Source organism: Pseudomonas sp. P1.31 (assembly GCF_001269815.1).
GTDB classification, from domain to species: Bacteria; Pseudomonadota; Gammaproteobacteria; order Pseudomonadales; family Pseudomonadaceae; genus Aquipseudomonas; species Aquipseudomonas rustica.
Genome location: NZ_LHVN01000044.1, coordinates 195,141 through 220,093, shown reverse-complemented (window position 1 = coordinate 220,093; position 24,953 = coordinate 195,141). Strand labels below are relative to the sequence as shown.

The following is a 24,953-nucleotide window of genomic DNA, read 5'->3' as shown; positions in this document are numbered from 1 at the left end:
GATGTCAGCTGCTTCCCACAGGCTTGCGGCTTCCTTCAGTTTCCTCTGTGGAAAATCGCCGAGGCTGAGGAAACGGCCGGTTTTACCCAGCCATACCGACGTGTTTTCCTACAATGTTTACAGATGTAACCCGCTGGCACTCTCAGAAACTCATCTGCCATTGCCCGATCAGCCCGTGATTGCGGCTGTTGCTGCCGATCTCGCCGCTGTACCCGACACCCAGCGTATGCCGCGCCGAGATGCCGACATCCAGACCCGCTTCCAGCACCAGGCTGTCACGATCCAGCGAGCTGCCATCGACACTGAACGCGGTGCCACCGGTGACGAAAGCCTGACGCGTCGAATTGCTCACATCGCCATAGGTATGCTTCCAACCAGCCGTCATGCGCGGCGTCAGGCTCATACCGTTATCCAACGTATTCAGGTGGGCCAGACGCAAGCCGAAGGTGCTGCTGAAGTTGTCCTGGGTTTCGCTGTCGACTTGCAGCGCGGCGGCACCACCCTTTTCCTGATAGCTATCGCGGTGGTAGCGCTGGTAGCCGAGGCTGGCGAAGGGTTCGGCGTTGAGTCGACCGCTGCCCATGGCGTAGCCGAGTTCGGCGAAGGCTTGCTGACTGTCGGCGTCGTAATCGCCTTTCGGGCGATCGCTGAAACCGTTGAAGGCGACGGTGCGTTTACTGTCCCCCTGATGGCCGCTGTACGCCGCGCCGAGACGCACTGAAATCGGGCCATTCTGATGCAGCGCATAAACGCCGGCGTGCCAGCTCTCGACGTTGCCGTCGACACCGCTGGCGTCGAGATCGGTTTTCGAATAACCGCCGAGCACACCCACGCGCCACGCCGAGTTCAACGACCAGTCGGCGCCGAGCACGCTGCCCTTGGTGCGTTGTTCCAGACCGCTGCTGCCATGTTCGCCGTCGAGCTTGCCGTAGCCGCCGATGCCTTGCAGCCACAGACGGCCACGGGCGTTCGGGTCATTCAGATTGCGCGCCTCGGAAGGCACGCCGTTCGCCGCCAGCACCGGTGTATCGCGCTGATCGAGGCCAACGGCCAGGCCCGGGCTGCCGCCGATTTGTTGCATCGCCGAGAGCATGCTGTTGCCGACCTGACTGCTGGCGGCGAGGGTGGCGCTGGTCAGGTTGGCATTGCTTGAACCGGCCAGTTGTTCGATTGCGGCGCCCGCCGTGCTTTGCGAGGTATTCAGCAGCGCGTTGTACAGCGCGTTGTTGCTGCCCATCGAAGCGATGCTGTTGGCGGCGTTGCGGCCGTTGTCGGTGCTGGCGAACTCGTTGAACGCGACGTCGTTGCGGTTGTAACTCAGATCAACCTGCGTCGGCGTGTAGGCGAGGGTCGGCGTGAGGAACGCGTAGTCGCTGGTGACGCTGCCGAAGGTGCCGTTGACTTGCCCGGCCTGCAACACGGTGTACTGGCTTTGCCACGGATACGTGCCGGGGACCGGATTAACCGCCAGCGTCGCGCCGTTAAGGTTGGCGGTGCCGCCGACTTGCACCGGGGCGCTGCTGCCGTCGGCGTTAACGCCGTAGGCGAGGGTCGAGCCGCTGCCCATATTCAAATCATGCACGACGGTTGTGCGACCGAGGCTGGTGTCGGTGCGCAAGGTACCGTTGACGTCGAGGCTGCCCACCGAGCCGCCGCCGGCATACACGCCGCCCGCATCGACGGTCAGGTCGCCAGCGATGCTGCCCTGGTTGATCAACGTCGCGCCATTGCGCACCGCGCCACCGTCGCTGAAATCGCCGTTGCCGGTCAGCGTCCACGCGCCTTGTTTGACTTCCAGCCATTCGAAGTTGCGACTGTCGCCGAAGCTGCCGCCCGCGGCGTCGTCCATCACCACTTGGTCATCACCGCTGCCGCCATGGACCACGCCGCCAAAGCGGCTGCCGTTGCGCAAGGTCAGGCTGTCGTTGCCGCCACCGAGATCCAGCGCCAGGCCATTGCTGCCGCTGATGGTGCCGCCGTTGACCACGTTGTCATCGAACTCGCCGACGAATTTCACGCCGAAACCGTTGAGGCCCTGAATGGTGCCGAAGTTCTCCAGCGTGGTCGCTGCCAGCCCTGAATTGCCGCTGCCGTCGTCGACCAGAATCGCGCTGTCGGCGCCGCTGATCAGTGCGTTTTTTGCGTTGAGAATATAACCGCCACCCAGCGCAATCCCCTCGCTGCCATTGGCGAAACCACCCTTGTCCACGCCGCCCGCGCCGACGCCTTGAATGGTGCCGTAGTTTTCGATGTGGGCGATGTTGTCGATGTCCACGCCGTCGCCGTCACCGTTCGCTTGCAAACCGGAGTAGGCGCCAGTGATGGTGCCGTGGTTGATCACCGTGCCGTCACCGTCGGAACCGAACCCGGAGCCGTTGCGCCCGGTGATCTGTCCATAGTTAACCAACGTCGCGCCGAGGTCGGTGGTGATGCCGTGACGACCACCGGAAATCACTCCGTAGTTGGTCACGCTGACGCCGCTGGCCGAGTCGATATCGATGCCGTCGAACTTCTCGTCGGCGTTGTGCGAATCGCCGGTAGAAATCTCGCCGTAGTTAGTGATCGTGGCGTTGGCGCCGGTCTTCATGCCGTCGCTGGCGTCGCTGCGAATCAGCCCGCCCGCGCGATTGATGATGGTGGTTTTCACCCCGTCGCTGCGCAGCGCATCGAGATCCAGACCTTGGCCGGTGCTAGAGCGAATCACGCCACTGTTGTCGATCAACAGACTGCCGCTGACGAAGTTGCTGTCGATGCGCACAGCGTCGTTGGCACCAAGAATCTGCCCGCCGCTGCGGTTATAGATCGCGTAGTCGCGCGCCTTACTTTCGTCGCCACTGCTATCAATCGCGCGGCCACCGGTGGAAACGATTTTGCCGGCGTTATCGATCACCACACCGGTGCCGCTGGTCTTGTCTTTCAGGCTGACGGTCTTGCCGCTATTGGTGATGCTGCCCGGCGCTGAAATCGTCAACGTGTCATTCCCGCCCAAGGTTTGCGCGGCGGTGGTGGCGGTGTCGATCTGAATGGTTTTGCCGTGGGCCGCCGTGGCGGAAATCAGCAAAGTGATGGCGAGGGAGAGACGCTGCGGCGGGAGGGACATGGGTGGAAGGCCTTTTTGTTATAAGCGGGCCGTCCTGTATAGCGAAGGGTTTTTACAGAATGATGTCGGTGGGTGATCTGCATTGTTTTGCAATCTGACTCAGTTGATTGAGACAAATCTGCATTTTGTTGCAGATTTAAGCGCTCTTTATCTTCATGAAATGCACTATATTGCATCTATTGTCGAAATGATCTTTGTTGAAGTGCATTTAAATGCAGGTGGAAACGCATGTACAACCTGACATTACAGATTTTCACGGCCGGAAAATGGCAAGACGCCATGGTTTTGAGTTTCGATGACCCTGAAAAAGGCTTCGAAAGTCGCTGTAGTTTTGGCTACGAAACTCCGTACCTGGCCGACAACATTGAAGCTATAAATTCACCATTTTCCAAAGCCGTGAGTGCGCTGTACCCGTTGGATTGGGAAGGCCGGCGTTCGAAAACTCCTGCATTTGTACACGACATTGCCCCCGCAGGAGCGGCAAAGCGGTTTCTGCTTGCACGTCTTGGACAAGACAAGCCAGCGGACATCAGTGCCGATTTATATCTGCTGGGTCGGAGTACGCCTGCCCCCATCGGTAACATGCGGATAAAAGAGTCGGCCGAGGCTGTCGATGAGCGTCAGCCAATCGGATTCAAGCGTGAGGATGTCATCCACCGTGACAGCCGTTTTCTTGAGTACGCCTACGAACTTGGCGCGGCGATTGGTGGCGCTACCGGGGCGGGTGGTGAAGCACCGAAGCTATTGTTGACCGAGAACAGGGAAGGGCTCTTGTTCCCCGACGCAGTGTTGGCCGACGAAGATGCCAAGCAGCATTGGTTCGTGAAATTTGCCAGAAACAGAGGCGGTCAAACCGATCAAGACATCCTTCGAAGTGAATTCCATTACTACAAGGCGCTTCAGACACTCGGCATCGATACGGTCGCGGCAGAAGGCTTGGCATTGGAAGAAGCTAATAAGCCAAGTTTGTGGATGCATCGCTTTGATCGCGAAGTATCGAACGGTGAGGTAAGGCGTTTTGCTGTCGAGTCGATTTACTCGCTGGCCGAGGTGACAACGCCGGGAAGTGCGATGAACCATCTGGACGTGATCCGCATGCTTGCCGGGCTTTGGCGCAAAGCGGGGCAGGCCACCCAGATCCCGGCGCTTGTGTCGGACTACTTACGTCGGGATCTGATCAACAAAATCCTTGGCAACTCGGATAACCATGGTCGCAACACCGCGATCATCCGGCAGGAAAACTCGTTTCGTCTGGCGCCGATCTATGACTTGGCCCCCATGGTTATGGATGACGAGGGTGTGACCCGGACAACCAAATGGCCGAAAGATCTGGAGAGGGCGGGAGATGTCGATTGGCGGGGCGTTTGCCGCGCATTGGCTGATATCGCTGATCCGAATGACCCTTTGGCAGGGTTATCGGATGCTTTGGCTCCTTTCGAACGCTTGCGCGAAGATGCACAACGCCTTGCCGCGCTCCCCGACATTTTGACAGCCAGCGGTTTACCGGACAGAACGATGAACCATCCTGGCATCCACCTGAAAAATCTGGAGCAACGCTTGAAAGAGTGGGATTTGAAATGAGCATGACGGTTGCGGAGCGCACGGTGCTCATCGAAAGCATTCAAGAGGCAATGGCCCAAGGGACAATGGAAATCAGCGAAGCCGTTCGCCGTTTGCGCGTGGAAGTGACCGGTCTGCATCAAGCCCAGTTTGCGAAGATGTGCAAAATCTCGGTTCGTACGTTGGTGCATATCGAGCACGGCGAGGGCAATCAGACATTGAAGTCGTTGAATGCTGTGTTTCGTCCGTTTGGTTTGAAAATGGGCGTGGTGCGCATCCGTAGGGACGTGGTTTAAAGATCAAAAGATCGCAGCCTGCGGCAGCTCCTACACGGATCAATGTAGGAGCTGCCGCAGGCTGCGATCTTTTGCTTTGTGCCTCAGCTACGGCACTCAACCAAGCCTTTCAGCTGTCCATCCGGCGTCTGGTTTTCATCGCTCAACCAACGCTCGAACCCGGCGCCAATCGCCGGCCATTCCGAATCCACAATCGAGTACCACGCGGTGTCGCGGTTCTGGCCTTTGACCACCATGTGCTGGCGGAACACGCCCTCGAAGCTGAAGCCCAGGCGTTCGGCGGCGTATTTGGAGCGGGCGTTGCCGTTGTTGCATTTCCATTCGAGGCGGCGGTAGCCGAGGTCGAAGGAATGTTTGGCCAGCAGGTATACCGCCTCGGTGCTTTTCGGCGAGCGCTGCATTGGCGCGCCGAAGGTGACGTGGCCGATCTCGATGCGGCCCTGCGCCGGGACGATCGACATCAGGCTGAGGATGCCTTGCACCTGGTTGTTCGCACGGTCGATGACCGCGAAGAAATACGGGTCGCTGGCGGCGGCATGGTTGTTCAGCCAGGCGTCGAAAACGCTGCGTTCCGGGAACGGGCCGTAGGGCAAATAATCCCAGAGTTTCGGGTCGGCGCCGGGGCCTTCGAGGGCGGCGAACAGTTGTTCGCCATGGCGCGCCGGGTCGAGGCGTTCGAGGCGAATAAAACGCCCTTCAAGCAATGTGGCGGTAGGGGCGGGGACGCCTTTCCAGTCAGCCGGTGAAATGATCATGGGTGCCTCTCCTTAAATGGCTTTGCGAAACTGGATGAAGCCCGGGCGCTCGGCGATGCGCTCGTAGAGCTGGATCGCGGTGGCGTTGGATTCGTGGGTCAGCCAGTGCACTTTGCAGCAACCGTCAGCCTTGGCGGTGGCGTAAACGTGTTCGATCAGCAGGCGGCCGACGCCGGTGCCGCGTGTTTCCTCGGTCACCAGCAAATCCTGCAGGTAGCAGGAATTTTCGATGCTCCAGTTCGAGCGATGATAGATGTAATGCACCATGCCCACCGCTTTGCCATCGGCCCAGGCCAACGCTGCGTGGGTCGGTTCGCTCGGATCGAGGAAACGCTGCCATGTGCTGTCGGTGACGGCGTCCGGCAGTTCGGTGTTGTAGAAGCGCAGGTAGGCCTGCCACAACGGCAGCCACGCGGCGCGGTCGGCGGCGCTGACCTGGCGAATGTCGATCTGACTCATGGTGATTTCCTTAGCGCATCAATTGGGCGAGGGTTTGATCGTTGACTTCGGGGCTGGCGGCCAGGCCTGCGCGCACGCCGGCAATGTCTTCGGCGCTGCGGTTCTGACTGAGCTTGCGCTTGCCCTCGAGACGGTCGATGGGAATGGCAAAACCGACAATCGCCTTGAGCATGCCGTCGATGTAGTCAGCGGGCGCATCGGCGACGGACCATGGCTGGGCGCGGCCGGCTTCATGACGGTCGGTGAGGGTGCTGACGATGTCGAGCAGGCGTCCGCCATCGCTGAAGGTTTCGGCGTGGCCATAGGCGTGCACGGCGATGTAGTTCCAGGTCGGCACGACTTTGCCGTGCTCGGCCTTGCTTGGGTAAAAGCCCGGGCTGACGTAGGCGTCGGGGCCGGCAAAAATCAGCATGGCTTCGGCGCCGTCGCGCAGGTCTTTCCATTGTGGATTGGCGCGGGCCAGGTGCCCGTACAGCGTGCCGTACTCGCCTTGTTCACAATGCAGCAGTACCGGCACATGGCTGGCTTGCAGGCCGTTTTCGCCATGAGTCACCAGAATGGCGAGGCGGGTGGCGAGGATCAGTTCGTGCAGTTGGGACAGTTCTTCGATGGCAAAGGCGCGCGGCGTGTACATGGACAGATTTTCCTTGGCGAATGCCTGCATCCTAGGCAGGCTATTGGTCCGTTGTAAGAGCCATTGATGACCAATTTCATAGGTCCATTACCATGCCTGATTCGTTAACGCTGTCCATGCCCTTCAATCCCGCCGGTATCGAGCTTGATCGCCGGCAGGGCCTGAGCCGCCAGCTCTATCAGGCATTGCGTCTGCGCGTACTCGATGGCCGCTTGGCCAGTGGCACGCGGCTGCCGGCCAGTCGCGATCTGGCGGCGGCGTTGGCGATTTCGCGTAACAGCGTGGTGCGCGCCTACGATCAGTTGTATGCCGAAGGGTTTATCGAAGGGCGGGTCGGAGACGGCACTTACGTCGCGCAATTGTCGGCACCACCGCCCTCAGCGAAAAAACTATCCACAAAAGTATCCACAGGGTTTTCAACAGGCTTATCCACAGACTTATCCACAAATTGGCTGGATTTACCTGTGATTCCATCCAGTAAAGTTATCCACAGCGATAGTTTTTCACGCATCGAAAACAACCATTTGGCCAAGCCGCCGAGTGGTCCACCGCGTGCTTTTCGCGTCGGTGTGCCGGCCTTCGATCTGTTCCCTTTTGAGGTCTGGGCCAAGCTGAACGCGGCTTTCTGGCGCAAGCCGGATTTGCAGCAGCTGTGTTACGGCGACCCGGCCGGTGATGCGCGTTTGCGCGCGATGATCGCCGCCTATCTGCGCAGTTCGCGCGGCATGCAGTGCAGCGCTGAGCAAATTGTGATCACCAGTGGCGCGCAGCAGGGCATTAGCCTTTGTGCACAGTTGCTGGTGGAGCCGGGCGATGGGGTTGGAATTGAAAATCCGGGGTATCGCGCCGCTGGTCACGCGTTCGCCGTTGCGGGTGCGCGATTGCGCGGTATTGCGGTGGACGAGGAGGGCATTGATTGCGCGGCGTTGGCAGCGGCAACGGATTGTCGCGTCGCCTACGTGACGCCGTCTCATCAATACCCGACCGGCGTGGTGATGAGTCTGGCGCGACGTCTGGAATTGCTGGCGTGGGCCGAGCGCACGCAAGGCTGGATCGTCGAGGACGATTACGACGGCGAGTACCGTTACACCGGCGCACCGCTGGCGCCATTGGCGGCGCTCGATCGGCAGGGCCGCGTGTTGTACGTCGGCACCTTCGGCAAAGTCGCATTCCCGGCGCTGCGCCTGGGTTATCTGGTGTTGCCGCCAGCGCTGGTGGACGCCTTTTCCCAGCGCCGCGCGGTGGACGTGCGCCACTCGGAAGTGAGCACCCAAGCGGTGATGGCCGAGTTCATGGCGGCCGGGCATTTTCAGCGACACATTCGGCGGATGCGCCGTGCAGCATTGAGCCGGCGCAACACCTTGTTGGCCGGTTGGCCGAGTGATATTCCCGGCGTCGGCAGCCTGCCGAGTGTGGCGGCCGGTCTGCATTTGACCATTCCCGTGGACACACTGGCCCGCGAGCAACAGTTGATCGGTCTGGCCGCCAGCGCCGATGTCGAGATCAACGGTTTAAGCAGTTATTGGCTGCCGGATTCAACCTTGCCGGCGGATCAACGCGCCGGCCTGGTGCTGGGTTTTGCCGCCGTGCCCGAGGCAGCGATCAGCGCTGCGCTCGGGCGATTGAAGAAAGCCTGGCGCGACTGAAATCAGTTTTTCCCGGAAGCACCGGCCACTGGTTTCTCCGGTATGGGCAGATCAAGAAACAATTTGCGCAGGTCTGGATCGCTCAACTTGCGCAACACGCCATTGATCGGCTCGAAAGCGTTCAAGGTTTTTTGCTGATCCGGTGTAAGGGTCGCAAGGTAACTGTCGGCGACTTTCAGGTGGGCGGTGGTCGGTTGATCCGCCGGGGTTTTCAGGGTTTTGTAGTGAAAGTGCGCGACCCACAGGGGTTGGTCGTTGTTTGCCTTGTCGAGAATCCGGAACTCCTGAAAATAATCGCCGAACTGTTTCGTCGGGATACGTCCACGCTCGTCGCGAGCGAGGCTGAGTTGAGCATTCTCGTGCATCCATTTGAAGTTGGTTTGAGTCGGTTTGCGCAGTTTGTACATGCTCGCGCGGATGTCCACGCCTTCGCGCCTGACCCGCGTGGCCGCTTCACGCATTTCGGTACTCAGACTGGCAATAGGGGGAAAGCTTTTTTTTGCCGCACGCAAGTTGCTCAAGGCTTGTTCGACGTCTGTTGCGCTTTGCTCCAGTTTCCGCGCGTACTGTTCGTGGATCTCTTGCATATCGGCGGGGATCCGTGAAGGACGTTGAGCGTCTTTGCGGGAATTTTTGAGGAAGTTGGAGCAATCGAGATTGAGTTCCAGTGCGTCGCTGATGATATCGATATCGCTGCGAGCCGGGCTCAATGCCGGGCGTGAGTCGGGCACGATCTTGTTAATCGGATCTGCAGTGCTTTTCTCTGGCTTGTCGGGCGCTGATTCGCGCGGGCGGGTTTTGTAAACTTTCACCATTGCGCGTGAAGGGCCGGGTTGTTCAGACGTGGCCGCTTCCTGTTGCCTCAGCGTGGGATCATTCAGCAACAGGGAATCGATCCTGGCCTGGGCCAGTTGGCGAAACTCTTCGATCAGTGTCCGCAGGTGCATCACTCGGGGGCGTTTGACGTGTTGCGGGTAATTTTCGACTACCTCCTGCAAACGCTGGTCGGCATTGTTGAAGGTATCGACGAATCGGCTTATTTGTTCCAGCGTGTCCGCCGTTTCGAGCGTCGCTGTTTTCGTCTTGATCAGCGCTGTCAGATCATGAGCGGCATCAGCCGCGTCAGTAATAATGCGGCCCACTTGGTAACGCGCCTGATTCATTGAGGGCTCGTTGGTTTCTACCATGCAGGGCTCATGAGACATGCCAATCTCGTTGGCTTTGAAATCCAGAACGGTGGACTGAGGCAGCATGGCTCGCAGTTTCGCCGCATTGGTAACGCCTGCTTTGCCGAGGGGTTTCAGGTGCTCCAGCGAAGTCTCGGCAAGGCTCAGTTTATCCCCCAACTGCTGCCCGAGTTCGATGGCCTGAGTGATGGTCGCAACATAATCCCGGTGCAGTGTCGGAGGATCCTGGGGGCGGCCGTTTCGCAGCGGCTCAGTGATCCTGATGTAGGCGTGCACCTTCATGAGGTACCACTGATCAATATTTTTATGCAGTTCGGTGGTCAGGCGTACCGTGTCGTAGACGTAACCGACCGAGCCTCCTTTGGTACGCCAATCGCGAATATGTTCCAAAGCTTTCTGGTATTCACCAATCGCTTCTTCGAGTTTTAACGCGTATGCATAAGAAGTGGCTTCGCGAGTTTTCTCGGTGGCCTTGAACTTCTCATCGAATGCAGTCATCAGTTCGGTCTTGAGGGTTTTTTCGCGCTCCTTGAACGCTCGCAATTCGCTTTCCAGTTCCTGTTTGCGAAGTTCGTTGGCATGCCTGAACTGCTGAATCCGGCTTTTGCGTCCGCCACCACGCAAGCGCAGGCGCGTGTCGATGTACCACAGACCTTTCAGACCCGTTAGCAGCGGGCCGCTACGGGTTGAGTCGTGAGGGTCGCAGATCGTGACTTGTCCGTTGATATCCAGGCGAACCTCGAACCAGCGTTCGCGAACTTGCGCGTAACTCTTGTCCGCCAGTTGATAGAGGTAGGGAGGGTGTTCATTGAGGCGGGTCAAGTCCTCATGGCTCAGGTCGGGCGCCTTGACCTTGAGCCCGTCCAGATAACGCCCCAACTCCGGCGGATTTCGTCGAGGAACCGATCCGCCAATCTCGACCGAGGAACAATGCTGGCTTGGTAGTTCATCGAGTAAGGGCTGCTTCTCAAAGCGCGAGCCAACCGGAACGATTTCGGTTTTAGGCAGATATTCAGCCATGTGCTTTTGAGGCTTCAACTCCCCCGCAACCCGTTGGCGGTGCCGAGTAGCGTGATGGGTAAGGATTATCCCCAGCGTCAGCAAAATATCGCCCAGTGAACTCCACTCACCGAGCCGATCCCCGCGCTCATGGGCGTCGAGTGCTTGCTGAATTTCCTCGATGCTTTGCCACACCCATACGGCGGCGCCGAGTGCGCCACTGAGGAAGTTCGAAGTGACATTGAACAGTGTCCAGCTGCATTCCCGCAGCAGTAACCAGCGCTGTTCAGCGTTGGACATGGATTGACGATCCGCCAGTTCCACGAGGGCTTGGGCGTTGCTCTCGAACAGTGTCTGGAAGAGGTCGCCTTTGACCTCATCAATGCCAAAATCGACATGGCCAAGCCCGTTCATGTGCAGGGTCGGGTCGGACAATTGCTGAATAACCAGCCAAGGCGAAGGTAAACCCACCGGGAACACGTATTGAGCATATTCGAAACTCAAATTGCGATCCGCCAGCCATGCCAGCACAGAATCCCTGAGCTCTCCCGGTTGATGCAGGGCATACAGCAGATTCTGCCGTGAAGGGAACTGCAGCAAAGCAGGCTCGAACAGCGGTCGATACAGGATGCAAGGCCCGCTATCGGGATCACGTGCTCCGATGATGAACATATTGGTGACTGTGTCCGTACTGCTGAGCAGACGATGCTGCGGGATCAGCGTGAGCGGACAGATCGAAATCTGGTGCGAAGAGGCAAAGCGTTCGCCCGCGACTTGGCGAATGTAGCCGTAACCGGTTTCATCGAGGCCGTTCTGCGACCGGACTTTGCTTTCGAGTGCCGCCAATGGCAGCAACAAACGTAATTGTTGACGATACAGCGTGGCGTGGCGCTTCGATTCCTGCGAATCGTCAAGCAGTCTGCGCTTGATCAATTGCGGATAAACGCTACCGATATCGACTTTTTGGGCCAGGCTTGTCAGTAGCTCCACCGTCAACCAGGCCGGGACGATTTCACCGGTTTTGAATCGCAGGCTGGCCCTGTAGGGTGGTGTGTTTTCCAAAGCATATTCGCCCAGGGTTCGCGTATAGGTATCAAGCAAATCAGGCAGTGTCAGATCGCCGGCGGTAAAGCTGTTGGTGATGGTAATTTCCAACTCATCCAGCGGCAGGATTGCAGCACCTTCGGCGTGTTTGTCATGGATGAGCGCTTCGCACATCAGCCGTTGGGCAAAGCGATCGATGGGCTCAATCAAATCCTTGCTTTGCTTGAACGCCGGGTCGCGGTAGAGCTTGCCCAGCTCGGTGATGTATTTGCTGTAGGCGGCCAAATCGTCGGCCGAGGCGTTGTGCAGCCAGTCAGGGATCGACGATTCAAGTTTGTCGAGCTGCACCTGCTCCTCCGCAGGCACCACCGGCGCGGTTAAAGTGGCCGGAGCTGACTGGCTCGAGCTGTCTCCTATCGCGGCAATGGAGTCGAGTTGCGAGGCAATCAGCGCCCAGGCCATATGGTCAAAAATATTCCCTTCAGGCTCGAATAGCCGCCACTGCATCGGGCGCCCATCCAGTTGTTCCGAAATACGTGAAGGCAGCGAGGCTCCGAGTTCGTCCATCGACGCGAAAGATTCGTAGCCACTCTCAATGGTGTACATCAACACCAGTTCGCGTTGCTCAAGCTGCGCACATATGACCAAAGCACCACCGAGCAGCAAGTGAGTCTCTTTGGTGTTTTCCAGCGTATCGATATCGATCAGGCCGGCCTGAATCCTGCTGAACCCGCCTTGTTGCATTGGCCGGGCATTCTTGTCCGCAGAGGTGAAGATCAGTCTGGCCAAGGCACACTCTTGAACGCTCCAGCCCTGTACCTCGTTGACATCCAGGGCTTTGCGCAAGGTATCCGCGAGCTCTTGCCAGCGCGGCAGACTGCGGTTCTCGCTGTTCCAGAAATTCAATTGGCGTTCCTGATACTCGACGAACAATAACGGTGAGTAGTCGTTGAGCAGGCGGCCGATCTCCTCAATGTCGACAGCCAGATGCCGCGGATTGAGGGCATCCGGTTCCAGGGTGAGGAAATGTTCAGCGGTAATGAAGTTGGCCGAGGCGTTGTATAGATTCAGGCGAACCAGCGTGTGGCTCAGTGATTCGAATCGAGTGAGGCCAGCGACAACCAGATCGTTTTCCTCGTGCCATTGCGGCGTGCCGATCATGCATGCATCCGGATCGAGAGCCAGATCGGGGTATAGCGAGCGCAATGCTTCACTGAGCATTTGCGCGGCGACATCGCCCAGCGTGGGGCCGTGACTGGTCAGGTTCACCAGTCTGCTTTTGTCGAGCAGAGGGGTAGAGTTTTCGAAGGACAGCGTGACCGGGGGGCTCATGTTCAATACTCCAAGAGTCGAGGAAGCTGTGTTGCCTCCTGCGTAAACCCCGAAAGTAGTGAATAGCCGCCGGGTGTTGGCGGTATATAAATATTGTTCGGTAAAAAAACTGTGGCGAGCGAGCAAACTCGCCTGCCACAGTCACAGCATCAAAAACCTTTGACGTTCAGGTCACCGACGCCGTGGGTGGCGTGATCGGAAAAAACAGCGTTTTCGCCAGTGGCACGCCGATTTCACTGCGGTAAATCGCGATGACTTCCTGTGTGCTTGACGCGTTTTCCAGGGAGTAGCCGCTGCCGAGTAATCTTTGCTCTTTGGTTTTCAAGTGGGCGGCGCTGAACAATTCATCGACGGTGTCGGCTCGCAAATAATGAAAGTGTGCGTACCACAATACCGCTTTGGTTTTGCGGTCACGAATTTCGTATTCCTGCAGGAAGTCTTTCTTCGATCCCTTGAGTTGGCGGCGACCGGGGATCCTGTCGATCATCAATTCTTGCTGAGCGAACAGCCACGCCACGCGCGGCGCGGTGGGCAGTTGGCGCTTGGTCATGTTGACCCGTAACGTATGGCCAACGTTCTTGAGCTGAATGACGGCGGTTTCGATGTTCTGTTTGAGCAGCGCTGCTGCAGTCGCTTGCGCATGGGACGAGGGGCCAGACGTCAGCGCCTGGTCAATGGCATTGGCAGCGTCGTTCAGTTGCGTGGCATGCCGGGTCAGAGCCTCTTCGATTTCTACGGGCAGTCGATTCGGTTCGCGAGCATTGTTCTTCTGCTGCTGAATGAGACCTTGCACAGCATCGAGCAGTGTCTGCCCCGAACTTATCGTTTTGCTCAAACTTTTGGCTGGCAGGGTTTGCGCCGGTTTGCTGCGCACACGCTGTAACCATAGATCGGGTTCCTTCTCGTGAAAGGTCGCCAATACATTGCCGGTCAGGCTGGCTTTGACATCCGCCAGCGGCGTATGACCCTGGGCCTCTTTGCGCGGCTCTACAAGTTGCATGCCTTTGAAGCGCGTTTTGATGACTCGCTTTGCCGGTGCTCGCGATGGGCCGGGCTGCGGAAGCCGGGGGCCGCGTTCAAGCAACATTTGCGACAGTTGCCGGCTGCTCTGCTGACCAAACTCATCAATATTCAGCTGCAGTTGTGCGAGCTGATCCGTCAACATCTGTTCGGCAAACTGCTGAGGCAGATCCTGCAGGCGGGAGTTGATACTGGCGTATTGTTCGACCAGGGTGTTGAGCGCTTCGATGCGTTGCGGGTCGCTGAACTCATGGCCTTCGCGCTGCAGGTCGAGCGAATTCTGGATCGCCAGATTGGCCTCGTTGACCAGACGTATGACCTGCTCCCGAGCGTCCTCCCATGCGGCGCCATTGCCTTCCCTGACGCAAAAAGCGCGCGCCAGAGAAATCCGGAATGCTTTCAAATCCTGCACGTCATATACCGGGAGCTTCTCTCTGAAATGGCTGGCCATTTGCGCAGCTTCTTTTCCGAGAACGCCGAGTTCGGAAAAACTCGCCTGAGCCATTTCGATGCGCTGAACCATCAGCGTGGCCAGCCTGTGCATCTCTTGGTAGGGCGCGTTATCGGCAGGCCTGACTCCGCCGTCTTCTTCCGCCAGCAGAGTGTTAGTCAGATCCATTGACGATTTGAACGCGGGTTTGATCTGGTCGATCCACGACTGGTTGAAAAAAAGCAGGGAGCTGAGCATTTCGATCATCGAAGCCCGATACCCCGGCATCGCTTCAATCCGATTCAATTCCTTGAGGTGGCCAACGGTCGCTTCGTAGGTGCGGATTTGCGCTTCGAGCTTTTCCAGGAATACCGATTCGTGCGCTTTGTACGTCTCAGCCGTTGCCGATAGCAGTGCTTTGCGTGCGCCGACCAATGCAGTTTTGCTGGCGCCGAGATTATCGTTGAAGTCCCTGAGGTGCTGGTGCAGTTCGTCGATTCGTTGTGCGTTTTTGCGTAGCAGTTCGGCCTTTCGGCTTTTGAGGCCTCCGCCGCGCAAACGCAGGCGCGTGTCGATGAACCAACGACCCTGACGGTTATGAATCAGCAATGGCCCGGAGCGTGGCGGTTGTTGACGGGAGTCGATGATTTGCACGTCTTGCTGTTCATTGAGATGCACTTCGAACCAGCGCGCACCTACTTTGGCATAGCGCTTTCCAGCTATGGCGTAAAGGTGCTGTTGTGCGCCCTCACCGATAGGCTGGCCGAGCCCTGTCGGTGGGTCGATAGCGAATCGCTCAAGCGTCTGGCCAAGGCTTGTCGCTTCGCGATTGAGCGCGCCGAGGCTGTGGATGGCCGACTGATGGTTGCCTGGCAGTTCGGTGAGCGTGGTGTCCGCAAGCTGTTTCAACTGGACAGGATCGGGTCGCGTCGGGTTTTCGATGAATTGGGTCTTGGTCGTTGCGGGTAATTCATTTGAACGTCGTGCCGGTTTGCCGCGGGTCGCCGCGCGGTGGGCAAGCACCATGGCCAGTGACAGAAGCAAATCGGTGAGCGCGCTGGTGGCCAGCTCGCTGTTGCCATCGTGTGTCGCTTCGAGGGTTTGTTGCAGGTCATTGAAAAGCTGCCAAATCCACACCGCCGCGCCTACGGTCGGATCGAGAAACGGCAGGACGGCGTTGAACAGTTTCCACGCGCCTTCCTTGAGCGTCGCCCAATGGCTTTCGGCATTCGATACCGATTCACGGTCGGCGAGCTCGATCAGCGCAGCAGTATTGGCGGCGAACAAACTGCGCAGGTAATCACCTTCGAGCACTTTGCTGCCCAGCCGCACGGGGGTGTTGAGGTTAATGTTCAGCAGGGGATTGGTCAGCAATTCGGCGAGTACTGCGAGGTCGGGCAAGTCTCCGTGGAAAATGAAGTTCGAATAGTTGGCGCGAACGCTGTCCGGTAGCCAGGCGAGCACTGATTCACGGATCTTTTTCGAGTGTTTGATCGCGTAGATCAGGCTCGACGGTGTCGGGTACTGAGTCAGCGGGTTTTCCAGCAGCGGACGGTATAGCAAGCACGGCCCTTTGCTTTGATCACGCGGGCCGATCACGAACATGTTGGTGACGATGTCGGCGCTGTCGTCGGTCTGTTGATCGAGCACAAACGATAACGGACGGATGACGATTTCCTGATCATCGACCCGCCGCGCTTCACCCGCCGCACTCATCACGGCCACGATGTAGCGGTAGCCCTGCTCATCGATAGCACCTTCTTTGCGGATCTTGCATTGCAGGGCCAGCAACGGCAGCTGTACCTGCAAGTGCGCGCGGTACAGCCTCGACAACTCTAAAGATTTGATCGGGTCATCAACCAGTCGCTCCTTGATCAGTGCCGGGTAGGTTTTGCCGATATTGACCGTGGTTACCAACCCTTCGACGTAAGTCGGGGTCAGCCATTCCGGCACCGCTTCGCCGGTGGTGAACCAGAGCACTTTATCGCCCAGCGGAACCGCAATCAGGTTTTCCAGGGCCAGCTCTGCCAGGCTCAGCGTGAGGGTTTCGCTGGTGCCCGTGGCCTGAGTGCCCCAGACCACCGGACGGGTGATGCTGATGCGCAGGTTCTTCAGTTTCAGCTGTCTGGCCTGTGGGTGTTTCTTTTCCATCTGCAGCCTGAGGCTGTTCAGAGCAAAGCGCTCGATGGGTGGGATTGCGTCTTCGAAAGACGTGGCGCTGCTCTGCCGCACGGCGGCCAGATCCATCAGATGTCGGCCGAAAGCACTGAGGTCATTGGGGTGCGCGCGGGTCAGCCAGTCTGGCAGCAGCGGATCGATGCGATTGAAGCGCGCATCGTTCTTGTGAACGTGGTGGGCGTTGGCTTGGGTGACAGTTGCAGGCGTCGGGTTACTGAAGTCGAGCTCGCCCAGCGCCTGCGCTTGCAGAGCAATCAGCGTGCAGGCCTGGGTATCGAAAAAATCGCCCTCGGGTTCAACCAGCCGCCACTCAAGCTGGCTGTCGGCGGATAAGCTCCCGGTGAATGTTCGAAGGTAGTGACCAAGTGCTTCGAACGAAGGATGAGCGCGGAAACCCATGATGATCGAGTGCGTGAGTATCAAGGTGCGCTCACCCAGTACGCCAGTAATTACGGCGATATCAAGCATGTTCAGGTGCGTGGGCGTTTCGCCGCCGCTGTCCAGATCGATCAGGCAGGCGCGCGTCTGATAGGGGTCGTGAGGTTTGCGCGTGGCACGGTCAGGGTAGTTGAATACCAGATGCGCGAGGGCAAGCTGATCAGCATCCCAGTGTTTGGCCTGCTTGAGGTTCCAGCGCACGCGCAAGGCCAGAGAAAGCTCCTGCCAGCGAGGCGCATTAAGGGTCACCGGTTGATTCCAGTAGTCGAGTTGCTGTTCCTGATAGGCAGTAAACAGCATTGACGCGAGGAGGTTGAGCAGGCGCCCGACCGCGTCGATGTTGACCGGCAACTGGATGGAAGGGCTGGCGCTCGGCTGCCCGGTCAGGAAGTGTTCACCGTCGATAAACATGACCGGTTGGCGCGCGATTGCATGACGCAACAGCGAGTCGGTCAAGGATTCGAATCGAGTGTCGCCGGCAACGATCTGTCCATCCCGTTTGATCCAGGAAGGCGTGCCGACCATGACCAGATCGGGGTTGAGTTCGAGTGCCGGATACAGCGCGTTCAGTTCTGCGCGCAGCACCGTGGTGGCGACTTCTCGCAGCGACGGGCCGGTGACCAGTTGCGTCAGCAGATCGGTGGCCGGAACAGACAAGATTGGCGAGTCGGGTTCTAAGGGGGGCATGTGCAGATCCTTCTGACGTTGAGTCGGGAAAGCACATGACGGTAGCGAGGCATTTGCGGGGCGTGGTGGTATCTATATATCGCATGTGAAAAAAATGACCCGCACAGTGGCGGGTCAGAATGGAGTTTTCATGGTGACTCGGTTTACTGCTCGAAACCTTCCAGTACGTTCACTGCGTTGATGCCGATTTCTTCGACCGCGTAACCGCCTTCCATGACGAACAGCGTCGGCTTGCCGAGGGCGGCGATGCGCTTGCCCATCGCCAGGTAATCCGGGCTGTCGAGTTTGAATTGCGAGATCGGATCATCCTTGAACGTATCGACACCGAGCGACACGACAATGACGTCGGCGCCGTAGCTTTCGATCTCGTCGCAGCACTGCTCCAGCGCCGCGCTCCAAACGTCGTAGGCGGAACCGGCGGGCAGCGGATAGTTGAAGTTAAAGCCTTCACCGGCGCCTTCACCGCGCTCGTCGTCATAGCCAAGGAAGAACGGAAATTCCGCTTCCGGGTGGCCGTGGATCGAAGTGAACAGCACGTCGCTGCGCTCGTAGAAAATCGACTGCGTGCCGTTGCCGTGGTGGTAGTCGACGTCGAGGATCGCGACTTTCTTGTGGCCTGCATCGAGGAAGGCTTGCGCGGCGATGGCGGCGTTGTTGAGGTAGCAATAACCGCCCATCAAATCGCTGGCAGCGTGGTGTCCCGGTGGGCGGCACAAAGCGAAAGCAGCGCGTGCGCCACGCTGGATTTCTGCTTGTGCGGTGAGGGCAACCTGCGCCGCGCTGTAGGCCGCTTGCCAGGTACCGGCGGTGATCGGGGCACCGCCGTCGAAGCTGTAATAACCGAGTTGGCCGTGCAGGCTGGTCGGTTTTATCGCACGCAGGGTGCGCGCCGGCCAGGTATAGGGCAGCAAGTCGCCGTCGGTGTTGAATTCAGTCCAGCGATCCCACGCACCTTTGAAGAAATCGAGGTAGTCGCGGCTGTGGATGCGGGCGATCGGTTCGAGGCCGAAATCTTTTGGTGCTTCGACCGGGCCGAGGTTCTGGTTTTGTACGCGTTGCAACACATGGTCGGCGCGCGAGGGCATTTCGAAGCACGGCTTGAGCTGGCCATCGATCAGTTCGCAGCGGCCATGGTGCAGGTGGTGATCGTCTGAGTAGATCGTCAGCATTTGTTGTTCTCCGCAAGGCTGGTTCGGTTGCGTCCAGTGTTGCGGCGCGAGACGAATCGGAGAACGGCAGGAAAGGCCAAAAGGGGATTGATCTGGCCAAAACCTCTGACCGCAATTCGCCCCCTGAGGATCAAAAGATCGCAGCCTGCGGCAGCTCCTACACCTATCCCTGTAGGAGCTGCCGAAGGCTGCGATCTTTAGATTCTCAAGCCCTGAATTGGCTGGGGGCCACGCCGCTCCAGCGCACGAAGGCGTGGCGGAAGCTGGCGGTCTCGCTGAAACCGAGGGATTCGGCAATGCGATAGATCGGCAACTGATCCTCACACAACATCTGCTTGGCCCGCTCGAAACGCAGTTCATCGAGCAGTTCCTGATAGCTGCTGCCCATGTCCTTCAGATGGCGGCGCAAGGTGCGTGGTGAGCACTTCATCTGCTGCGCCAATCCTTCCAGCCCCGGCGCGGCATTCAATTGCGCACTGAGCAACTGGCGAATCCGCCCCAGCCACGCCTGACGCCCGGTGAATTCGAGGTTCTGCTTGCGGCAACGCTCGGCCATGGCTTGATGCGTAATGGCATCCGCCAAGGGCAACGGTTGATCGAGCCAGTGGCGGTCGAAGGCGAACGCGTTGTCCTTGGTGGCGAAGTGCAGCGGCGAGTTGAAGTGTTCGGCATAGCTGTCGCGGTAATCCGGCGCGGCGTGTTCGAACCGCGTGGCGAGCAAGGGCAGAGGATGCCCCAGCAGGTCATCGCAAATCACCTTCAGCGAGACCAGGCAGAACTCGGCATTAAACACTGCCATCGCCGGGCTTTCGCGATAGTCCGCCGCAACGAACCAGACGCGCTCGCCATCGTCTTCCAGGCTCAGTTCGAAAAGTGTTCCCAACAGCGCCGGATAACGGATCGCCAAACGCAAAGCGTCACCGAAGGTGGCACAGGTCAGCAGCGCATAACCGAGGATACCGTAGCAGGAAACGTGCATGCGCCGGCCCAGTTCCAGACCGATATCGTGCTTGAGCGCGACCGCGTTGGCGCAGACCTGCATCTCTTGGTTGGTGGTGATGCGTGTGTCGGCACGGTTTAAATCCGCCGCACTGATGCCGCTGCCGTTGAGCAGCGCCTCGCTCGACAGGCCTTCGGCTTTGAAGGTGTTGAGGATCAGCGAGACCGCGTTGAGGGTGGTGAGGTGGGAGTGGAGCATGGGATCTTCCAGCCTTGAGATAGCTGGAATGCAGCAAGTTGCATGCCGTACGCGATCCTTGTAGGAGCAAGGCTTGCGCGCGAAGAACGATGACACGGTGTATCTGTGTCATCGAGGTGGGCCATTCGCGGGCAAGCCTTGCTCCTACAAGGGCGGGGTGGTGTCAGAGGAGTTCGCCGCAGAGGTCGAGTTCGATCAGTCGGCGCACTTCTTGAGTTTCAAGCCCAGCACCGAGCAACCCGTGCAACTTGCCAAACGCCGCCTCACGGGTCATGCCGCCACCGGACGTCACGCCAACCCCGCGCAAGCGGCTGCCCGCTTCATACACATCCAGCTCAACCCCACCTTCATGGCATTGCGTCACGGCAACGACTACCACGCCGTTGTCCCGCGCGCGGCCGAGGCTCGCCAGAAACTCCGGGTTGTCGCTCGGCCCGGTGCCGCTGCCGTAGCATTCCAGCACCAGACCCTGAATGCCGCTGTCGAGCAGGCCATCAAGAACTCCAGCGCTAATGCCGGGGAACAATGGCAGCACGGCAACTTTGGCCAGTTGCTTCGGATGGTTATAGCTCAACGACGCCGGAATCGAAGGCGCTTTCACACCGCCGCCCTGACGCTCCAGACGCTTGAACGGATGACGGCCAAAGCTGCGCACTTTTGCGCAACGGGTCGGCGCCAGCAGTTCGCCGTGGAAGTACAGGTGCACGCCCGGCGCCAGGCCTTGGCCGAGTGCGACCAGTGCGCCGCCAAGGTTTTCCCAGGCATCGCTGTCGGTCACGCCCTCCGGCAGCATCGAACCGGTGAAGCACACGCGCGCATGCAGGCCGAGCAACTGGAAGCTCATCGCCGCCGCGCTGTACGCCAGCGTGTCGGTGCCGTGCAGGATCAGCACGCTGTCGCAGCCTTGCACGTCCACGGCATCGACCACCGCTTCACGCAGTTGCTGCCAATAGGTCGGGGTCATGTTGGCGCTGTCGATCAGCGGCGACATCTCGCGAAAGCGCCACTGCGGCACGACGAGTTCAGGCTGGCTGTGCAGGTAATCGCGCATCCGCGCTTCAAAACCGGACGCCGGGGCCAGGCCGTTGGCACTGGCTTGCATGCCGATGGTGCCACCGGTGTAGAGCACCATGACGTGTTGAGCGGCGGGATAAGTCGACGAATTCATAGGATTCTCCGAAACGATGAATACCTTGTGGGAGCGAGCTTGCTCGCGAAGGCGTCGTGTCAGTCGACATCTACTCAATTGACACACCGCCTTCGCGAGCAAGCTCGCTCCCACAGGTCATGCATTGCACTTTAACTGACGGGCGCAGGGGATGCGCCCGTCATTCACCTGTCAGCGTTGCGCTGCAGGTACGCCTTGCGGCTCGGCTTCGGTCTTGCCCGCTGTTGCCGGCGGGTTGGTTGGCCAGGCTTTCAGGTCCAGATCCAGGTCAGTGAATTTGCTGGAATCGAACACCGGCTGTTTGACGCCGGCGCGACGCTGCTCGTCGTAGTCGCGCATTACGCGCATGCCGACCTTGAACAGCATGGCCAAAGCCACCAGGTTGACGAAGGCCAGGCAGGTCATGGTGATGTCGGCGAAGGCGAACACGGTCGACAGATCCTGCATCGAACCCCAGACCACCAGCGCCAGCACCAGGCCACGGAAAATCATCAGCGCAGCGCGGTTGCGGGTGAGGAACTGCAAGCTGTTCTCGCCCAGGTAGTAGTTGTAGAGGATGCAGGTGAAGACGAACAGCGACAGCGCAACGCTGACGAACATGCGGCCCCAGTCACCGACTACGGCGGCCAGCGAGTTCTGGGTCAGGACGATGCCGTCACCTTCAAAGCCCGGCGTGTAGAAGCCCGACAGCAGGATCAGCAGCGCGGTGCAGGTGCAGATCACGAAGGTGTCGAGGAACACGCTGAAAGCCTGAACCACGCCTTGCGCGCCCGGGTGTTTCACCGCAGCCACGGCGGCGACGTTCGGCGCACTGCCCAGACCCGCTTCGTTGGCGAACACGCCACGCTTCACGCCCATGACGATGGCGCTGCCGAGCAGACCACCAAAGGCCGGGTCGAGACCGAAGGCGCTCTTGATGATGGTTTCCAGCATGGCGGGCACGTGTTCGATCTGGGTGCCGATCACGTACAGGGTCACGCCGATATAGGCCAGGGTCTTGATCGGTACCAACAGGTCGGACACCGAAGCGATGCGCTTGATGCCGCCGAGGAAGGTGATGGCCAGCAGCACCGCCAGGACGATACCGGTGTGGCGCGGGTCGAATTCAAAGGCGTTCTGCAGCGAGTGGGTCACGGTGTAGGACTGCAGGCCGATGAAGGCGAAGCCGTAGGTGACCAGCAGCAGAACGGAGAACACCACTGCCATGCCTTTGAGCTTCAGGCCGTGCTGAATGTAGTAGGCCGGGCCGCCACGGTAAAGACCGTCACCATCGGCGCGTTTGTAGACTTGGGCCAGAGTACATTCGAAGAAGCTGCTGGACATGCCGACCAGTGCGGTCACCCACATCCAGAACACCGCACCCGGACCGCCGAGGGTCACGGCAATGCCGACACCGGCGATGTTGCCTGCACCCACTCGGCCGGCAAGGCTGAGCATCAGGGCCTGGAACGAGCTGAGTTGGCCGGCGCTGCCTTTGAGGCTGTCGCGGAACACCGCGAACATGTGGAAGAAGTGCCGCAGTTGAACGAAACGCGAGCGAATCGTGAAGTAGCTACCGAGCCCGACAATGAGCACGATCAGTACTTTGCCTGAGAGGAAGTCGTTAATGACTTCGAGCATGGATTTTTCCTCGCTGTTTTTTGTGTAAGCAAATGCTGGATCGGAGAAACATCGTGTTACACCGGTTTGCGCGCGGCACAACAGGTGAGGCGAAGGTTTCGTCCCGGTTCCAAATCGCGGGTTTGTTATTAGTTCGGGTTTCACATGGGTGATGGCCTCGTTACCGACGACCGCTCATGCGAAGAGGGGCGGCACTATACCGATCAGTGCGGCGCCCGTCTGCACAGTCGTGGTGCAAGCGACGAAACGAGGATGCTGCAAGATCAAAAGATCGCAGCCTTCGGCAGCTCCTACAGGTGTACATCCATCATGTAGGAGCTGCCGAAGGCTGCGATCTTGGCGGTATCAAATACACAAAACATTTAACGTCCTGCCCGCAAAGAAGTTAAAAAAAAGGGCCTGGGGACTAAATCCCCAAGCCCTCAAAAGGTGAGAGGTGTCTAGTCCCTCGACCTGGTGAGCGGTGCTACAAGTAACGCGTCGATTCAGCCTTTGAGCGGAACCAGGCGCGGAGCAATCATGTTTTCCGGGCGCAGGATGTCGGCGAGCATGGCTTCGTCGAGCAGACCTTCTTCGCGCACCAGTTCCAGCACGCCGCGGCCGCTTTCAAGGGCGAGGCCGGCGATGCGGGTGGCGTTTTTGTAGCCGATGTACGGGTTCAGTGCGGTGACCAGACCGATCGAGTGCTCGACCAGTTCACGGCAGCGCGCTTCGTTGGCGGTGATGCCGACGATGCAGTGCTCGCGCAGCATGTCCATGGCGCGTTGCAGCAGGCGGATCGAGTCGAAGATCTTGAACGCGATCAGCGGCTCCATCACGTTCAGCTGCAGTTGGCCGCCTTCGGCTGCCATCGTCAGCGCCAGGTCGTTACCGATGACCTGGAAAGCAACTTGGTTAACGGCTTCCGGGATTACCGGGTTGACCTTGCCAGGCATGATCGAGCTGCCTGGCTGACGCGCTGGCAGGTTGATTTCGTTGATGCCGGTGCGTGGGCCGCTGGACAGCAGACGCAAGTCGTTGCAGATCTTCGACAGCTTGACCGCGGTGCGCTTGAGCATGCCGGAGAACAGTACAAAGGCGCCCATGTCGGAAGTCGCTTCGATCAGGTCGGCCGCCGGAACCAGCGGTTGACCGCTGATCAGGGCCAGACGCTGAACCGCCAGCGCTTGATAACGCGGGTCAGCGTTGATGCCGGTGCCGATCGCGGTGCCGCCCAGGTTCACTTCAGTCAGCAGTTCCGGGGCCAGCGTCTTCAGACGGGCCAGGTCTTCGCCCATGGTGGTGGCGAAAGCACGGAATTCCTGGCCGAGGGTCATCGGCACGGCGTCTTGCAATTGAGTACGGCCCATTTTCAGGACGTGATCGAATTCTTTGCCCTTGGCCGCGAACGCCTGAATCAGGCTGTCGAGGCTGGCCAGCAGGGTGTCGTGACCGAGCAGCAGGCCCAGGCGGATTGCCGTCGGGTAAGCGTCGTTGGTCGACTGCGCCATGTTGACGTCGTCGTTCGGGTGCAGGTACTGGTACTCGCCTTTCTGGTGACCCATTGCTTCGAGGGCAATGTTGGCGATCACTTCGTTGGCGTTCATGTTGGTGGACGTACCGGCGCCACCTTGAATCATGTCGACCACGAACTCTTCGTGATAATCACCGCGGATCAATCGGGCACAGGCTTCGCTGATGGCAGCGTGCTTGGCTTCGCTCAGGTGACCCAACTCGCGGTTGGCGTCAGCAGCGGCCTGTTTGACCATTGCCAGACCGACAACCAGTTTCGGGTAATGCGAAATCGGAACGCCGGAGAGACGGAAGTTGTTCACCGCTCGCAGGGTCTGGATGCCGTAATACGCTTGAGCCGGTACTTCGAGGGCGCCAAGCAGGTCGTTTTCTGTGCGGAAAGATGCAGCGGAGGACATGATAGAAATCATCTCGATATGGACCCGGTCTGTGCCGGAACGCTGCGAATGCTAGGCTTGTGGGGAATTTTGGGCCAATGCTGTTAAGCACTGCCCTATGCACATTCGGCATAATGCCCATGT

At 59.0% G+C, this 24,953-nt stretch carries 14 protein-coding genes; 3 read left to right on the top strand and 11 right to left on the bottom strand.

What is annotated here, in order from left to right:
* Positions 1-142: 142 nt before the first annotated feature.
* Complete coding sequence (locus tag AD669_RS27005) at positions 143-3,100, bottom strand: autotransporter domain-containing protein (protein WP_053125172.1); 2,958 nt, start codon at positions 3,098-3,100, stop codon at positions 143-145.
* A gap of 228 nt (positions 3,101-3,328) precedes the next feature.
* Here AD669_RS27005 and AD669_RS27000 point away from each other — a divergent pair, with 228 nt between their 5' ends.
* Both AD669_RS27000 and AD669_RS26995 read left to right on the top strand, forming a co-directional pair.
* Positions 3,329-4,681 carry a type II toxin-antitoxin system HipA family toxin gene (locus tag AD669_RS27000; protein ID WP_053125170.1) on the top strand — a complete coding sequence of 451 codons (1,353 nt, stop codon included), beginning with the start codon at positions 3,329-3,331 and terminating at the stop codon, positions 4,679-4,681.
* Positions 4,678-4,956: a helix-turn-helix domain-containing protein gene (locus AD669_RS26995; RefSeq protein WP_053125169.1), complete on the top strand. Its 279-nt coding sequence runs from the start codon at positions 4,678-4,680 to the stop codon at positions 4,954-4,956. Before AD669_RS27000 ends, AD669_RS26995 begins: the two co-directional genes overlap by 4 nt.
* Before the next feature lie 83 nt (positions 4,957-5,039).
* On the opposite strand, the gene AD669_RS26990 is transcribed toward AD669_RS26995, so the two are convergent.
* From AD669_RS26990 to AD669_RS26980, 3 genes are read right to left on the bottom strand one after another with little or no spacing between them, the layout of a single operon-like run.
* On the bottom strand, positions 5,040-5,711 hold the full coding sequence (locus tag AD669_RS26990) for a GNAT family N-acetyltransferase (RefSeq protein WP_053125167.1): 672 nt from the start codon (positions 5,709-5,711) through the stop codon (positions 5,040-5,042).
* A gap of 12 nt (positions 5,712-5,723) precedes the next feature.
* A complete protein-coding gene (locus AD669_RS26985) occupies positions 5,724-6,170 on the bottom strand; it encodes a GNAT family N-acetyltransferase (RefSeq protein ID WP_008078822.1) in 447 nt (148 codons plus the stop codon).
* Positions 6,171-6,180: 10 nt separating this feature from the next.
* Positions 6,181-6,804, bottom strand: coding sequence for an FMN-binding negative transcriptional regulator (locus AD669_RS26980; RefSeq protein ID WP_053125165.1), 624 nt, complete (start codon positions 6,802-6,804; stop codon positions 6,181-6,183).
* Between the two features lie 92 nt (positions 6,805-6,896).
* Here AD669_RS26980 and AD669_RS26975 point away from each other — a divergent pair, with 92 nt between their 5' ends.
* On the top strand, positions 6,897-8,450 hold the full coding sequence (locus tag AD669_RS26975; RefSeq protein ID WP_053125163.1) for a PLP-dependent aminotransferase family protein: 1,554 nt from the start codon (positions 6,897-6,899) through the stop codon (positions 8,448-8,450).
* Between the two features lie 2 nt (positions 8,451-8,452).
* On the opposite strand, the gene AD669_RS26970 is transcribed toward AD669_RS26975, so the two are convergent.
* The 7 genes from AD669_RS26970 to aspA all read right to left on the bottom strand — a co-directional run bounded on the left by AD669_RS26970 (position 8,453) and on the right by aspA (position 24,830).
* A complete protein-coding gene (locus AD669_RS26970; RefSeq protein WP_053125161.1) occupies positions 8,453-13,012 on the bottom strand; it encodes a dermonecrotic toxin domain-containing protein in 4,560 nt (1,519 codons plus the stop codon).
* Positions 13,013-13,178: 166 nt separating this feature from the next.
* Positions 13,179-17,765 (bottom strand): hypothetical protein, encoded by a 4,587-nt coding sequence (locus AD669_RS26965; protein WP_053125159.1) that lies wholly within the window; start codon positions 17,763-17,765, stop codon positions 13,179-13,181.
* Between the two features lie 143 nt (positions 17,766-17,908).
* Entirely contained in the window at positions 17,909-18,934 is a 1,026-nt protein-coding gene (locus AD669_RS26960) for a histone deacetylase family protein (RefSeq protein WP_053125157.1), read from the bottom strand.
* A 205-nt stretch (positions 18,935-19,139) separates the two neighbouring features.
* A complete protein-coding gene (locus tag AD669_RS26955; protein ID WP_053125155.1) occupies positions 19,140-20,132 on the bottom strand; it encodes an AraC family transcriptional regulator in 993 nt (330 codons plus the stop codon).
* Positions 20,133-20,295: 163 nt separating this feature from the next.
* Positions 20,296-21,300 carry an asparaginase gene (locus AD669_RS26950; protein WP_053125153.1) on the bottom strand — a complete coding sequence of 335 codons (1,005 nt, stop codon included), beginning with the start codon at positions 21,298-21,300 and terminating at the stop codon, positions 20,296-20,298.
* Between the two features lie 171 nt (positions 21,301-21,471).
* Positions 21,472-22,920: a sodium:alanine symporter family protein gene (locus tag AD669_RS26945; protein ID WP_053125151.1), complete on the bottom strand. Its 1,449-nt coding sequence runs from the start codon at positions 22,918-22,920 to the stop codon at positions 21,472-21,474.
* Positions 22,921-23,405: 485 nt separating this feature from the next.
* Positions 23,406-24,830 (bottom strand): aspartate ammonia-lyase, encoded by a 1,425-nt coding sequence (aspA, locus tag AD669_RS26940; RefSeq protein WP_053125149.1) that lies wholly within the window; start codon positions 24,828-24,830, stop codon positions 23,406-23,408.
* Positions 24,831-24,953 lie beyond the last annotated feature (123 nt).